The 13871-nt window shown below is 73.4% G+C and carries 12 protein-coding genes and 1 tRNA gene; 5 read left to right on the forward strand and 8 right to left on the reverse strand.

Going from position 1 to position 13871, the window contains the following annotated elements:
* A partial coding sequence (locus PYR91_RS18570) for an RICIN domain-containing protein (RefSeq protein ID WP_279781139.1) occupies window positions 1-531 on the forward strand: 531 nt, incomplete at its 5' end.
* A gap of 226 nt (window positions 532-757) precedes the next feature.
* Here PYR91_RS18570 and PYR91_RS18575 read toward each other — a convergent pair.
* Window positions 758-831 (reverse strand) — tRNA-Lys (locus PYR91_RS18575).
* Between the two features lie 90 nt (window positions 832-921).
* Here PYR91_RS18575 and PYR91_RS18580 point away from each other — a divergent pair.
* Together PYR91_RS18580 and PYR91_RS18585 are read left to right on the forward strand one after the other, a co-directional pair.
* The gene (locus PYR91_RS18580; RefSeq protein ID WP_347943273.1) at window positions 922-1791 is read left to right on the forward strand and encodes a MoxR family ATPase; all 870 of its coding nucleotides are present in this window, start codon (window positions 922-924) and stop codon (window positions 1789-1791) included.
* A gap of 168 nt (window positions 1792-1959) precedes the next feature.
* Window positions 1960-3330, forward strand: coding sequence for a VWA domain-containing protein (locus tag PYR91_RS18585; RefSeq protein ID WP_279781140.1), 1371 nt, complete (start codon window positions 1960-1962; stop codon window positions 3328-3330).
* A 60-nt stretch (window positions 3331-3390) separates the two neighbouring features.
* Here the strand turns inward: PYR91_RS18585 and PYR91_RS18590 are convergent, their stop codons facing one another.
* Window positions 3391-4152 (reverse strand): NERD domain-containing protein, encoded by a 762-nt coding sequence (locus PYR91_RS18590; protein ID WP_279781141.1) that lies wholly within the window; start codon window positions 4150-4152, stop codon window positions 3391-3393.
* Window positions 4153-4440: 288 nt separating this feature from the next.
* On the opposite strand from PYR91_RS18590, the gene PYR91_RS18595 reads away from it, so the two are divergent.
* Window positions 4441-5007 (forward strand): TetR/AcrR family transcriptional regulator, encoded by a 567-nt coding sequence (locus PYR91_RS18595; protein ID WP_279781758.1) that lies wholly within the window; start codon window positions 4441-4443, stop codon window positions 5005-5007.
* Between the two features lie 427 nt (window positions 5008-5434).
* Here PYR91_RS18595 and PYR91_RS18600 read toward each other — a convergent pair whose 3' ends face one another.
* The 5 genes from PYR91_RS18600 to PYR91_RS18620 all read right to left on the reverse strand — a co-directional run bounded on the left by PYR91_RS18600 (window position 5435) and on the right by PYR91_RS18620 (window position 11320).
* Window positions 5435-6604, reverse strand: a complete 1170-nt coding sequence (locus PYR91_RS18600) for an acyl-CoA/acyl-ACP dehydrogenase (protein ID WP_279781143.1) — start codon at window positions 6602-6604, stop codon at window positions 5435-5437.
* 91 nt (window positions 6605-6695) lie between these two features.
* The gene (locus PYR91_RS18605; RefSeq protein ID WP_279781145.1) at window positions 6696-7874 is read right to left on the reverse strand and encodes an acyl-CoA dehydrogenase family protein; all 1179 of its coding nucleotides are present in this window, start codon (window positions 7872-7874) and stop codon (window positions 6696-6698) included.
* Window positions 7871-9091, reverse strand: coding sequence for an acyl-CoA dehydrogenase family protein (locus PYR91_RS18610; protein ID WP_279781147.1), 1221 nt, complete (start codon window positions 9089-9091; stop codon window positions 7871-7873). The genes PYR91_RS18605 and PYR91_RS18610 overlap by 4 nt, the downstream gene beginning before the upstream one ends.
* The gene (locus tag PYR91_RS18615) at window positions 9091-10314 is read right to left on the reverse strand and encodes a phosphotransferase family protein (protein WP_279781149.1); all 1224 of its coding nucleotides are present in this window, start codon (window positions 10312-10314) and stop codon (window positions 9091-9093) included. Before PYR91_RS18615 ends, PYR91_RS18610 begins: the two co-directional genes overlap by 1 nt.
* A gap of 241 nt (window positions 10315-10555) precedes the next feature.
* A complete protein-coding gene (locus PYR91_RS18620) occupies window positions 10556-11320 on the reverse strand; it encodes a TetR/AcrR family transcriptional regulator (RefSeq protein ID WP_279781151.1) in 765 nt (254 codons plus the stop codon).
* A 54-nt stretch (window positions 11321-11374) separates the two neighbouring features.
* Here PYR91_RS18620 and PYR91_RS18625 point away from each other — a divergent pair, with 54 nt between their 5' ends.
* Window positions 11375-12517 (forward strand): FAD-dependent monooxygenase, encoded by a 1143-nt coding sequence (locus PYR91_RS18625; RefSeq protein WP_279781153.1) that lies wholly within the window; start codon window positions 11375-11377, stop codon window positions 12515-12517.
* A gap of 226 nt (window positions 12518-12743) precedes the next feature.
* Here PYR91_RS18625 and PYR91_RS18630 read toward each other — a convergent pair whose 3' ends face one another.
* The gene (locus PYR91_RS18630; RefSeq protein WP_279781759.1) at window positions 12744-13676 is read right to left on the reverse strand and encodes a DMT family transporter; all 933 of its coding nucleotides are present in this window, start codon (window positions 13674-13676) and stop codon (window positions 12744-12746) included.
* Between the last annotated feature and the right edge of the window lie 195 nt (window positions 13677-13871).

Consider the following 13871-nt stretch of genomic DNA (forward strand, 5'->3'; position numbering starts at 1 on the left):
GCCTACAGCATCCAAGGCGCCGGCCACAACCTCCCCTCCAGCGGCATGGCCGCCATCGCCGTCCAGTTCTTCGGCCTTACCGGCGCTGACCCCACCCCGACGGCCAGCCCGACCGTGACGCCGACCGTCACCCCGACCGCGACCCCCACCCCCGGCGCGTCGTTCCGGCTGCGCAACGAGGGCGCGGGCCGGTGCGTCGACTCGCCGAACAGCGCCACCGCCAACGGCACCCAGCTGCAGATCTACGACTGCCACACCAACGCGAACCAGAGGTTCACCCACACCTCGGGCAGGCAGCTGCAGACCCTCGGCAAGTGCCTGGACTCCCCGACCAACGCCGGCTCCGGCACCCGGGTCCAGCTCTACGACTGCCACGGCAACAACAACCAGCAGTGGGTGTTCAACTCCAACGGCACCGTCACCAGCGCCGCCAACAACCTGTGCCTCAACGTCACCGGCACCGGCAACTCCTCCGGCGTGACCATCAGCTCCTGCAACGGCTCGGCCAACCAGAGGTGGACCCGGGCGTAACCCCCGACCGCTCCCGAATCAGCGCCGGCCCAGGCGACCCGCCTGGGCCGGTGCCCGGTTTCCGGCCGCGCGGAGCACGCGGAACGTCCCGCTCACACCCGAGGAGCGCCAACGAGCGGGCGAGGGGCCGGCCAACCCGGCGCCGTCGCACCCCGCGCGACGGGCGCGCACCGGCGCGGAAACACCACTGGGCACCCTCCACACGGTGGAGGGTGCCCAGTTCAGGTGCGCCGCCAGGGACTCGAACCCCGGACCCGCTGATTAAGAGTCAGCTGCTCTAACCAACTGAGCTAGCGGCGCTCACGGGCACCAAGACTAGCGCATGTCGGGGGAGGTTCGTCCGGGTGTGGGACGGTACGCTAGAACAACATTCGGGTTGGGGACGGGAGCATGATGACGTCGTGGTTCGACTCGCCCGCTGAGGCGGGGGAACGGCTCGCCGCCGTGGATTACCTGGCCGATGACGGCATCGCGACGTCGGTGTTCCTCGCCGCGGCGCTGGGCAAGCCGCTGCTGGTCGAAGGGCCGGCGGGGGTGGGTAAGACGCAGCTCGCCAAGGCCGTGGCAGAGGCCGCGGGGGCGGAGCTGATCCGGCTGCAGTGTTACGAAGGGCTGGACGAGGCCCGGGCGTTGTACGAGTGGAACTACAAGAAGCAGCTTCTGCGCATCCAGGCCTCAGGGGAGCGGGCCTGGGAGGAGACGCATGACGACATCTTCACCGAGGAGTTCCTCCTTGAGCGGCCGCTGCTGAAGGCCATCCGGCGTACCGGGCCGACGGTCCTGCTGATCGACGAGACCGACAAGGCGGACGTCGAGGTGGAGGGGCTGCTGCTGGAGATCCTCTCCGACTACCAGGTGACGGTTCCCGAGCTGGGCACGATCGCCGCGACGCGGCTGCCGTACGTCGTGCTCACCTCGAACGCGACGCGGGAGCTGTCGGAGGCGTTGAAGCGGCGCTGTCTCTACCTGCACCTGGACTATCCCACCCCCGAGCGGGAGCGGGACATCGTGCTGGCGCGCGTCCCTGGCATCGAGGCGGCGCTGGCCGAGCGGCTCGCCCGCACGGTGGCCACGCTGCGGGCCCTGGAGCTGAAGAAGTCCCCCTCGATCGCCGAGACCATCGACTGGGCACGCACGCTGCTCGCCCTCGGGCGTGCCGAGCTGGACGAGGCGACGACGGCGGGCACGCTGGGCGTGGTGCTCAAGCACGCGTCCGACCACGCCCGCGCGGTGAAGGAACTGGGGCTGCCCGCGCGGTGACGGGCCGCCTGCCTGTGCGGCGTCACCCGGCCCATCGCCCACACGGCGGCGCGGTTGATGCGGTGGCGCGAGCGGTCCCGCGTCAGGGGCGGCGGGTATCGGACGGCTGCAGGCCGGTTTCAGCTCATCGGGACCGGGCTCCGGCCCTTGTGACGGAGGAGGTGGGCGATGTCGCTGCTTGAGCGGCATGTGCGGTTCGTGCACGCCCTGCGGGAGGCGGGAATACCGGTGTCGCCGGCCGAGGGGCTGGACGCGGCTCGCGCGCTTCGGGTGATCGAGCTCACCGAGCGGGAGACCCTGCGGGAGGCGTACGCCGCCACGCTGGTCAAGCGGGCGGTGCACCGGCCGGGGTTCGACACGCTGTTCGACCTGTGGTTCCCTCCGGTCACCGGCCCGGCGAGGCGGGACGCGGGCGACGGCCCGGATCTGGAGCGGGCCGAGGTCTCCGAGCTGCGGGAGCGGCTGGCGGAGCTGCTGCGGGACGGCGCCGGCGCCTCAGGGGACCCCGCGTTCGGGGAGTTCGTGCGGGCGGCGGTCGAGCGGTTCGGGCGGCAGCCCGCGGCGCCGGGGCGGCAGGCGTGGTTCTCCTACCCCGTGCTGCGCGCCCTGTCCCCCGGCACGCTGATGGCCGGGATGCTGCGCGAGGCCCTCGCCGGTGAGGAGCGCGGCGGGCTGGCCGAGAAGGTCGCCCGCCGGCGGCTCGCCGACGCCGTCTCCGGGTTCGAGGACGCGGTCGCCGCGGACGTGCGCAGGAGGATCGCCGAGGAGTCCGGGATCGACAGGATCGCCCGGTCGGCGGTGCGTCCCCCGGTGGACCGGATCGACTTCCTCCGGGCCGCCAAGACCGACCTGGAGGCCCTGCGGCGCGAGGTCCACCCGCTGGCGCGGCGCCTCGCGACCCGTCTCACCGTCAAGCAGCGCCTCGGGCACCGCGGGCGGCTGGACTTCCGGCGCACCGTCAGGGCCTCGCTCGGCACCGGCGGCGTGCCGCTGGTCACGCACATGCGGCCGCGCCGGCCGCACAAGCCCGAGCTGGTGATCCTGTGCGACGCCAGCGACTCGGTGTCCACGTTCTCGCACTTCACCCTGCTGCTGACGTACGCGTTGCGCGAGCAGTTCACGAAGGTGCGCGCGTTCGCCTTCGTGGACACGGTGGACGAGATCACCCGCTTCTTCGCCCCCGGCGCCGACGTGCTGGACGCGATCACCCGGATGACCGCGGAGGCCGACATCAGCCGCTTCGGCCGCAGCGACTACGGGCAGGCGTTCGAGCGGTTCGCGGCGCGGTACGGCGACGCCGTGGGGCCGAAGACGTCGCTGCTCATCCTGGGCGACGCCCGGTGCAACTACCAGCCGCCGAGGCTCGACACCGTGCGACGCCTCACGCGCGAGGCGCGCCACACGTACTGGCTGAACCCCGAGCCCCGCGCGCAGTGGGACACGGGCGACTCGCTGGCGACGGCGTACGGCGGCGTGGTCGAGATGCGCGAGTGCCGCAACGTCACCCAGCTCGCGGCGTTCGTCGAGGACCTGCGGTGACCGGGACGCACCTCCCCGGTGCGGCGGAGAGGTGCGCTCGGCCGGTGGCGGCCGATGGCGTCACATGCGGCGCAGGATGCGGGCGGCGGTGCGGGCCAGGAGTTCGACGTGCTCCTCGTCCAGTTCGGCGTGGGCGTCGCCGAGGATCCACGCGGCGGCCTTGCGCGGGGTGAGCAGGGTCATGCCCTCGGCCGTCAGCATGCCCGTCCTCAGGCGGCCTCCGTGCACGACGAGCACGGGATAGGCCTCGATCGGGATGCCCGACTCGCGCGACAGCAGCTCGGTCATGGAGTGGGCGACGTCGACCAGCGCGGCCGCCACCGTGGAACCGGACCGCTCGCCCAGGAACAGCTTGCCGCCGTACGCCGCGATGTCGGTGTCGGGGGCCCACGCCTCGTTGTCGACGACCCACACCCCGCCGGGGCCGATCACCAGGTGGTCGATGGACGCCTTGCCCGGGACGGCGCGGCCGTCCAGCACGCGGTAGCCCTGGCGGCGGAGCCTGCGCCGCAGCACACGCCCGGTCCGGACGGCGCCGCTGCGCTTGCCGCGCCACACGGCCGTGGCCTCGAACATCCGCCACGAGACGATCGCGTCCCCGGCCCAGACGGCGGCGCCGCCGAGCAGCCCGACCAGGAACGGCATCGGTAGCGTCCGGTAGAACGCGAACGCGAGGAACAGGAGCGCTCCGGCCACCGCCATGACGTGGCGGCGGCGGCGGCGCTCCGGCCTCGTCTCGCGCCAACGGAGCTCGTACATGACCGAGGGCGTGCCCCACTTGTACTTGTCATTGGGCGGCACGTAGATGGACCCATTGGGCACCGGAAACCCCCACGATTTCGGGCTCTGCTGACAGTTGGTGGATACCCAACCAGGAGTCCCAACTTTACAAAGGTTACGGAATCAACTCCCCTGCGACACAGAGCGCGGCGGTGACAAGGCGGGCCGGAGAACCAACTCCGCACGCTCGAAGGTGATGTCGCCTGTCGTTGACCGACCAGTCGGTACGCTAAGGGGGGATCGACCCAGGGGGAGGCGTGCGACATGGCGCGCGGCGCAGTGCGGGAACCGGCGGCTTCTGACGGCACCGGCGGGGTGAGGGACGAGCCGGTGCGGCAACGGCTGCTGGCGGTGGCCACGCGCCTGTTCGCCGAGAAGGGGTTCGAGAACACCTCCGTCCAGGAGATCGTGTCGGCCGCCGGGGTGACCAAGGGCGCGATGTACCACTACTTCGACTCCAAGGACGACCTGCTGCGCGAGATCTACGCGCGCGTGCTGCGGTTGCAGACCGAGCGGCTGGCCATGTTCGCCGGCGCGGGCGAGCCGATCGCCGACCGGGTGCACGCGGCGGCCGCCGACGTCATCGTCACCTCGGTCGACAACCTGGACGACACCAAGATCTTCTTCCGGTCGATGCACCAGCTCGCCCCCGAGACCCAGAAGGCCGTCCGCGCCGAGCGCCGCCGCTACCACGAACGCTTCCGCGACCTGGTCGAGGAGGGCCAGCGCGCCGGCGTCTTCCGCGACGACGTCCCCGCCGACCTCGTCGTCGACTACTTCTTCGGCTCGGTCCACCACCTGGGCACGTGGTACCACGCCGACGGCCCCCTGCCCGGCGCCACCATCGCCCGCCACTTCGCCGACCTCCTCCTCTCCTCCCTCCGCCCCCCGACCTGATTCCCCGCCCCCCTCGGAAGCCCGCCCCCCACCTCTCGCACCGCCTCCACCCATGGCCTTCGGCACAGCCTCCCAAGGGGCGACGCTCCCCCCGTTCCATCCGTCACCGCGCAAGCATCCGCCCTGCCCCGCGCCGCCCCTGGTCGTCGCGGTTCGGTGATGCCTTCCGGCGGCTTAGCGCTACCGCGCCGACGACGGGCTGAGGCCCGATGAGGGGCACCCTCGACAGGCTGCGCCGAAGGCACCATTTGAAGGCGACGGCGGCCGGTTGACTGCGGAACGTTGGTGGAGGTGCAGGCCGCCGCCTCCACCACCCGCCTCCACCCCCAGGGACCTCTCCCACGGCGCCGGGGAGAGGGACGGCGGGGAGAGGAACGGCGAAGTCGGCGCCGTCTACGGCGGGCAGCCGTGCCGTCGGGGGGACGGGTCAGGCGGGTGGGCTGGGGAGGCCGGCGGGGGTGGCCAGGGAGGTGCGGTGGGCGGCGGGGGTGCCCAGGGCTATCTCGTCGGCCTTGGCGCGCTTCAGGTACAGGTGGGCGGGGTGTTCCCACGTCATGCCGATGCCGCCGTGGAGCTGCACGCACTCCTCGGCCGCGTGCACGGCCACGGTGCCGCACCAGGCCTGGGCGATGGCGACGGCTGTGTCGGTGTCGGTGCCGGTGGCCAGGGCGTCCGCCGCGTTGCGGGCGGCGGCGCGCGCCTGCACGATCTCCATCCACAGGTCGGCCAGGCGGTGCTTCAGCGCCTGGAAGGACCCGACCGGCCTGGCGAACTGGCGGCGTTCCTTGACGTAGGCCACGGTGGTGGTGAGGCACCACTCGGCGACGCCGAGCTGCTCGGACGCCAGGAGCCCGGCGCCGTACCGCAGGGCGGTCCGCAACGGCTCCAGGTCCTCGGCCACCCTCCGGGCCGGTGCGGCGGTGAAGGTGACGTCGGCGACCGGGCGGGTCATGTCCAGGGAGACCAGCGGGTTCACGGCCGCGTCGGCGGCGTCCACGGCGTACAGGGCCCCCGAGGCGGGGACGATCAGCACGTCCGCGACGTCGGCTCCCGCGACGGCCCGCACCCGCCCGCTCAGCGTGCCGTCCGCCCCGACGGTCACCGCCTCACCGGCCGTTCCGGCGCTCGCGGCACCGCCGGCCGTTCCGGCCGTCACCGCTCCCCCGGCGGCCGTGCCGGGCGCACCCGTGGCGGGGAAGACGTACGGCGAGGTGGCGAAGGAGACGGCCAGGGCGGCGGTGGTCTGGCCGGTGGCCAGGGCGGTGAGCAACGGGGCGGCGGCGTCCGTGGCGGCGGCCACCAGGGCCTGGGTGGCCAGCACGGAGCTGGTGAGGAACGGCACGGGGGTGACGGCCCGGCCGAGCTCCTCCAGGACGACGGCGGCCTCCCGGGCGGTGGCTCCGGCGCCGTCGAGCTCCTCGGGGACGAGCAGGCCGGCCACGCCGATGTCGCGGGCCAGCGTCTTCCACAGGTCGGCGTCGTACGGCGAGGCCGCCTCCACCCGGGCGATCACCGTCGCGGGAGGGTGCCGGTCGGCGAGCAGGCCGCGGACCGCCGCCCGCAGCTCCTCCTCAACCTCGGAGTACAGCAGGGTCATCGCGGCAGGTCCTTCCAGGGGACGTCCTTGTCGACGCACGGCTCGGCGGTCACTGGGCGCGGGAACTCCACCGCCCCGGGGTACGGCGGGGTCATCGCGGCAGGTCCTTCCACGGGACGTCCTTGTCGACGCGCGGCTCGGCGGGCAGGCCGAGCACACGCTCGGCGATGATGGTGCGCAGGATCTCCGACGTGCCGCCCTCGATGGAGTTGCCCTTGGCCCGCAGGTAGCGGTAGCCGGGGCCGCGGCCCACGAAGTCGACGGTGTCGGAGCGCCGGAACGTCCAGTCGTCGTAGCCGAGCCCCTCCTCGCCGCGCATCTCGACGTCGATGCCGGACAGCGCCTGGTTGAGGCGGGCGAAGGCCAGCTTCATGCCCGAGCCCTCCGGCCCGGGCGCGCCCGCGGCGAGCTGCTCGCGCAGGCGCGCGCCGGCGAGCCGGGTGACCTCGGCCTCGACCCAGAGATGGAGCAGGCGCCCGTGCAGGTCGTGGGTGCGGATCTCGGGCCGCTCGCGCCAGGTCCGGGCGACGATGCCCATCAGGCCGCCGCCGCGCCGCCCCGGTGCGCCGCCGATCGCCACCCGCTCGTTCATGAGGGTGTGCTGCGCCACCCGCCAGCCCTCGCCGACCTCGCCCAGCCGCAGCGTGTCGGGGAGCCGGACGCCGGTGAGGAAGACCTCGTTGAACTCGGCCTCGCCGGTGATCTGCCGCAGCGGGCGGACGTCCACCCCGGGCGCGTGCATGTCGCAGACGAAGTACGTCAGGCCGCGGTGCTTGGGCACGTCCGGGTCGGTGCGCGCGACGAGGATGGCCCAGCGGGAGAGGTGGGCCCCGGACGTCCACACCTTCTGCCCGTCGACCACCCACTCGTCACCGTCCCTGACGGCCCGGGTGGCGAGGGTGGCGAGGTCGGACCCGGCGCCCGGCTCGCTGAAGAGCTGGCACCAGATCTCCTCGCCGGTCCACAGCGGCCGCAGGTAGCGCCGCTTCTGCTCCTCGGTGCCGAACGTGAGGATCGTCGGCGCGGCCATCCCCAGGCCGATGCCCATCTTGCCGACGTCGAGCTGCGGCGTCCCCTCCAGCTCTCGCTCCACGACCTGCTGGAGCTCGCGCGGGGCGCCGAGGCCGCCGAGGCCCTCGGGGTAGTGCACCCAGGCGAGCCCGGCGTCGAACCGGGCCCGCAGGAACGTGACGCGGTCGGTCCGCGCCGGGTCGTGCTCGGCGAGCAGGGCGCGCGCGCGGTCCCTGATCGCCGCCTCGTCGAGTGTCACGGACGGTCCCCTTCCGGCGTGTGCTTCTTGAGCTCCCGGTGCGCCAGCGAGCGCTTGTGCACCTCGTCCGGCCCGTCGGCCAGCCGCAGGGAGCGGGCGGCCGCCCAGAGCGCGGCGAGCGGGAAGTCCTGGCTGACGCCGCCCGCGCCGTGGACCTGGATGGCCTTGTCGAGAATCCACTCGACGGCGACCGGTGTCGCGATCTTGATGGCCTGGATCTCGGTGTGCGCGCCCTGGTTGCCGACGGTGTCCATGAGCCAGGCGGTCTTCAGCACCAGCAGGCGGAGCTGCTCGATCTTCACGCGCGACTCGGCGATCCAGTCCTGTACCACGCCCTGCTGGGCCACCGGCGCGCCGAACGCCGTCCGCGACAGGGCTCGTGCGCACATCAGGTCGACGGCGCGCTCGGCCATGCCGATCAGGCGCATGCAGTGGTGGATGCGGCCGGGGCCGAGCCGGGCCTGGGCGATGCCGAAGCCGCCGCCCTCCTCGCCGACCAGGTTGTCCACGGGGACGCGCACGTCCTCGAACAGCAGCTCGGCGTGGCCGCCGTGGTCGGCGTCGGTGTACCCGAAGACGTGCATGCCGCGCTTGACGGTGAGGCCGGGGGTGTCCCGGGGCACCAGCAGCATGCTCTGCCGGCGGCGGGACGGCCCGTCCTGGGACGTCCGGCCCATCACGATGAAGATCGCGCAGCGCGGGTTCATCGCGCCGGAGGCGAACCACTTGCGGCCGTTGACGACGTACTCGCCGCCGTCGCGGACGATCGACGTCGCGATGTTGGTGGCGTCCGAGGACGCGACGTCGGGCTCGGTCATCGCGAACGCCGAGCGGATCTCGCCCGCCAGCAGCGGGTCGAGCCAGGTCTTGCGCTGCCATTCGGTGCCGAACATGGACAGCACTTCCATGTTGCCGGTGTCCGGGGCCGCGCAGTTGGTGGCGGCGGGCGCGATGTGCGGGCTGCGGCCCATGATCTCGGCGAGCGGCGCGTACTGGAGGTTGGTCAGCCCGGCGCCGTGCTCCCCCGGGAGGAACAGGTTCCACAGGCCCCGGGTGCGCGCCTCCTGCTTCAAATCCTCCATCAGCGGCGGGGCGCTCCACCCGCTCTCGGCCGCCTGCCGCTCGAAGGCGGCCTCCGCCGGGTACACGCACTCGTCCATGAACGTGAGCAGCCGCTGTCGCAGTTCCTCCGTCTTGGTGTCGAACGCGAAGTCCATCACTCCTCCAGTGCGTTCAGGCCGTGGGCGGCGAGCGGCGCGACGCTCTCGCCGATCTGCGCGAAGCCCTCGCCGACGGTGAGGCCCTGCGTATAGCGGAAGTGGATGCCCTCGGCGATCACCGCGAGCTTGAAACAGGCGAGCGCGACGTACCAGCCCAGCCGCGAGATGTCGAGACCGGCCGCGGCGGCGTACCGCGCGGCCAGCTCACCACCGCGCTCGCGCGCGGGGCCCGTGATGGCCGCCTCACCCACGCCGCCACCAACGGCCGGCTCGCCTACGAGCCCCGCGGGGGCCACCTCACGCGCGGGGCCCGCAGGGGCCGTCCCGTGTCCGCCACCCACGGGAGCCGTCCCGTGCGCGCCACCCACGGGAGCCGTCCCGTGCGCGCCGCCCGCCGGGAGCGTCCCGGGCGTGCCACCGGCAGGAGCCGCCCCGTGTGCGCCGGCCGCGGCGGTCGTCCCGTGTTCGGGGCCCGCAGGGGTCGTCCCGCCGGTGTCCAGGGCCGCGAAGTCGCCGTAGAGCAGGAACAGGGCGAGGTCGGTGAGCGGGTCGCCGAGCGTCGACATCTCCCAGTCGACCACGGCGCGCACCCGCCCGTGGGCGATCAGCGTGTTGCCGAGCTTGAAGTCGCCGTGCACGATCGTGTGCCGCTGCGTGACGGGCACGGCGTCGTCGAGGCGGGTGAACAACTCGTCGATGCCGGGCACCTCCCGGCTGCGGGAGGCGTCGAGCTGCCGCTTCCAGCGCCTGACCTGCCGTTCCAGGAAGCCCTCGGGGCGGCCGAAGTCGCCGAGCCCGATCTTGGCGGGGTCCAGGGCGTGCAGCCGGGCCAGGATGTCGACCAGCTCGGCCTCGATCTCGGGGGTCGCCGGCGGCTGGCCGCCCTCGACGAACTCCATCACGTAGAACGGCGCGCCGAGGACGCCCGGGTCGTCGCACAGATGGTAGGTGCGCGGGACCGGCACACCGGTGTCGCGCAGCGCCGTCATGACGCGGTACTCGCGGGCCATGTCGTGCGCCGTGGCGAGCACGTGCCCGAGCGGCGGCCTGCGCACGACGAACCTGTGGTCGCCATCGCGGACGACGTACGTCAGGTTCGACTTCCCCCCGTGGATGACCTCACCCACCAGAGGCCCTCCGGCCAGGCCGTGACCGGCCAGATACTCCCTCAGCCGGTCGAGATCGAGCCCCGGCGGCCCTGTCTCGGTATGTGCGGCCATCGCGCTCCCCCTGTGGTCCCGACCCGAGGAGCGTACCGACCGGCCGGTATGCCTGTCGACCTCCCCCACCCGACACCCCCGCCCTCGCCGCCACCACGGCCCCGGCCCTCACCCGACAAAGCACGCCCCGACTCCCAGAAGCCGCCACGCCCCCAACCCCATACAGCGAACCACGCCCCCTCACCCCCGCCCCACCCCGGGCGGCGAAGGCGGCGCCGTGTGCGGTGGCCCGCCCGGGGGGTTACGGCGCCGGGTGGGCGCAGGACAGCATTCCTCGGAGGAGTTCGGTGGTGCCGGCGGTGAGTTCTTGCAGGGTGGGGACGGCGCCGGCGCCGGCGATGGCGTCGAAGATGACGCCCTCGCCGTAGGCGACGAGCTGCCTGCCGTGGCGTGCCGGGTCGGGGGAGCCGGCGGCGGCCAGCATGGCGGTGGCGACCTCGCGGAAGCGGCGGCCCGCCTGGGCGTAGATGGTGCGCAGCTCGGGGCGGCGCGTGGCCTCCAGGGCCAGCTCGTACCGGGCGATCGTGGTGCGACGGCCGGTGGTGAGCTGGCCGTGCAGCAGTTGGACCACCAAGTCGGTGAGCCGCTCGGGCCCCAGGTCCACCTCCTGGGCCGGGACGGTGTCCGGACGGGGGACTGTGACATCCGGGACGGGGACGGCGTCCACGCCGGGAACGGCGCCCGGACCAGGAACGGCGCCCGCGCCGGGGACGACGGTATCCGGTCCGGGAATGACCTCCGCGCCGGGAACGGCGCCCGGACCAGGAACGGCGCCCGCGTCGGGGACGGTGCCGGCGCCGGGGACGGCGGCGAAGTAGCCCTCCTCCAGGGCGGTGAGCCGGGCCAGGGTGAGAGCCAGTAGGGCGGCACGGGTGCGGGCGAGGTTGGACGTTGAACCGAGCGGCAGCCCCGCCGCCTCGTCGACGGCGCGGTGGGTGAGACCGCGCATACCCCTCTCGACCAGCAGCGTTATGGCGGCGTCCGCGACCAGCTCCTCCCTGCGCATAGGGCCAGACTACACCTGTAGTAGCCTCACTACAGGTGTAGTGAAGGAGGGGTCATGTCTCATGCGGTAGTGATCGGTAGCGGGATCGGCGGGCTCACCGCCGCGGCCGCCCTGACCAGGCAGGGCTGGTCGGTGACGGTCTGCGAACGAGCCGAGTCGCTGGAGCGGGTCGGCGCCGGCATCGCGATCGCGCCCAACGCGTTGAAGGCTCTGGACACGATCGGCGCGGGCGACGAGGTGCGCGAGCTGGCGGCGTTGCAAGGCGAGGCGGGCCTGCGCCGGGCCGGCGGGCGGTGGATGTTGCGCTCGACCGCCGAGGCCGCGGCGGCCCGGTTCGGCGACCCGACCGTGCTGCTGCTGCGCACCATCCTGGTGGACGTGCTCGCACGACGGGTCGCCCCCGAGTCCCTGCGCCTCGGCACCACCGTGCACGGCGTCGACGCCGCCACGGGGCGGGTCACCACGAGCGCGGGCGAGCTGGAGGCCGACCTGGTCGTGGCGGCCGACGGCATCCACTCGGCCGTCCGCCGCTCCCTGTTCCCCGCCCACCCCGGCCCGGCCCCCGCCGGCGTGACGAGCTGGCGCATCGTCGTCCCGCGCCCCAAGGGAGAGATCCGCGGCGGCGAGACCTGGGGTCGCGGGAAGGTGTTCGGCGTCATGCCGCTCGTGAACGACCAGGTGTACTGCTACGCCACCGCCCCGATGAACCCCCGCCACGGGGATGGCGGCGGCCGGCGAGAGGAACTGCTCCGGCTGTTCCGCGGCTGGCACGACCCGATCCCGAGCCTGATCGAGGCGGCACGGGAGGAGGAGGTCCTCCAGCACGACATCTACTGGCTGTCCCCCCTGCCCGCCCTGCACACCGGCCGGGTGGCCCTGCTGGGCGACGCGGCGCACGTGATGACCCCCAACCTGGGCCAGGGCGCCTGTCAGGCGATCGAGGACGCGGTCGTCCTGGCCCACGTCGCGGGCCGGGCCGGCGGAACGCCCGACCTCGCCGCGTACACCTCGGCGCGGCTCCCCCGCACCACCAAGATCATGGAAAGGTCGCGGGCGCTCTGCCGCCTGACCCTCTGGTCGAACCCGCTCGCCGTCGCCGCCAGAGACGCCGCCGTATCCCTGGCCGGCCGCCTCGGCGAGTCCGCCGGCCTGCGCAGTTTCGACGAGGTCTTCACCTGGCGCCCACCGGCGTCCTGAAGCAGAGCGCCGACGGCGGAAGGGGCTGGAACCCATCCGCCCGGCCGGAGCCGGGACGAGACCCGCACTACGGGAGGCCCCACATCGTCTTCCCGGTGCCGGGGACCACGCGACGGCCGCCAAGGGCCTCAGGTGCTCGTCCGAAACCCGCCCGGGCGGGGACCGCGTTACCGGCGCACGGAAGGCTCAGGTGCCCGTCCGACAACGGCCCCGGGCGGGGACCGCGTTACCGGCGGGAGGGGCTCAGTTGCTCGTCCGAGGACGGCTGGGCCGGGATCGTGCCCGCGATGGGCTGGGCCGGAATGGGGACGGGGATCTCGGGGTGGGGCGTGGTGACGGCGTGGGTGGTGTCCGGGGTGAGCCGGCTCAGGGTGATCGTCCCGGCGATCAGGACGGCGGCGGCGGCGAGGGCGGGGATCACGTTGCCGACGCCGCTCGGGACCGGCTCGCCGAGCAGGATGGTGCCCGCCAGCACGGAGGTGATCGGGTCGACCACCTGCACGCCGGCGTAGGCGATGCCGAAGTGGCCGATGGCGTACGACCTCTGCAGCAGAATGATCGCGCAGACCAGCAGGATCGGGATGGCGACCGTGAACCAGTGCAGGAGCCGGGACAGATCGCCGTCCAGCCCGCCGCCGACGACCCGCACGAGCGTGGACACCGACGCGGTGACCGCTCCCGCGCCGACCGACAGCAGCAGCGCCTTGCCCGAGCCGCTGGCGCGCCGCGCCGCGAGCTCGCACACGCCGGCCACGAGCGCCACACACGCGAGGAAGCCCAGCGCCTCGGGGGTCGACATCACGGGGCGGACGTCGCTGTGCGGGATCAGGAGCATCAGCCCGAGCAGACCCGCCGCGACCGCCACCGAGCCGAGGATCTCCTCCTTGCTGGGACGCCTGCCGTGCAGGGCCGCCGCGAGCGGGACGGCGAAGACCAGCGTCGCCACGCTGACCGGCTGCACCAGCACGAGCGGGGCGAGGGCCAGAGCGACCGCGTGCATCCCCGCACCCAGCAGCCCGATGATGCCGCCGACGACCCACCGGGGCCGCCTGACCAGCTTGAGCGAGGCTCCCGCGCGCACCGCCTCGTACTGCTGCAGTGCGGCGCCGGCCGCGTACCCCAGGGCGCCCACCAGCGCGATGGACACTCCCACCCACATCACGAGCGACCACCCGCGGGCAGACGGCGGGCAGCGCGGGGCAGGGGCGAGGGAGTCAGCGGGAGCACCCAGCCAGCTTAAGGACAAACACGGGTAGCTCGGTGCCCATTGCCCGCAACTTGTAACTTTCGACCTGCCCGCATCCTGCAAGTTTCAACGGCTCCTCCCGGGCGGGGGGCGGGGGTCGTTGTGGGG

The organism is Sphaerisporangium sp. TRM90804, assembly GCF_029846175.1.
Taxonomy (GTDB): domain Bacteria; phylum Actinomycetota; class Actinomycetes; order Streptosporangiales; family Streptosporangiaceae; genus Sphaerisporangium.

Excerpts from the sequence above, each read along its gene's own strand:
- PYR91_RS18615 (WP_279781149.1), bottom strand. The coding sequence starts at position 10,314 with ATGGCCGCACATACCGAGACAGGGCCGCCGGGGCTCGATCTCGACCGG.
- PYR91_RS18585 (WP_279781140.1), top strand. The coding sequence starts at position 1,960 with ATGTCGCTGCTTGAGCGGCATGTGCGGTTCGTGCACGCCCTGCGGGAG.
- PYR91_RS18630 (WP_279781759.1), bottom strand. The coding sequence starts at position 13,676 with ATGTGGGTGGGAGTGTCCATCGCGCTGGTGGGCGCCCTGGGGTACGCG.
- PYR91_RS18600 (WP_279781143.1), bottom strand. The coding sequence starts at position 6,604 with ATGACCCTGCTGTACTCCGAGGTTGAGGAGGAGCTGCGGGCGGCGGTC.
- PYR91_RS18625 (WP_279781153.1), top strand. The coding sequence starts at position 11,375 with ATGTCTCATGCGGTAGTGATCGGTAGCGGGATCGGCGGGCTCACCGCC.
- PYR91_RS18610 (WP_279781147.1), bottom strand. The coding sequence starts at position 9,091 with ATGGACTTCGCGTTCGACACCAAGACGGAGGAACTGCGACAGCGGCTG.
- PYR91_RS18580 (WP_347943273.1), top strand. The coding sequence starts at position 922 with ATGATGACGTCGTGGTTCGACTCGCCCGCTGAGGCGGGGGAACGGCTC.
- PYR91_RS18620 (WP_279781151.1), bottom strand. The coding sequence starts at position 11,320 with ATGCGCAGGGAGGAGCTGGTCGCGGACGCCGCCATAACGCTGCTGGTC.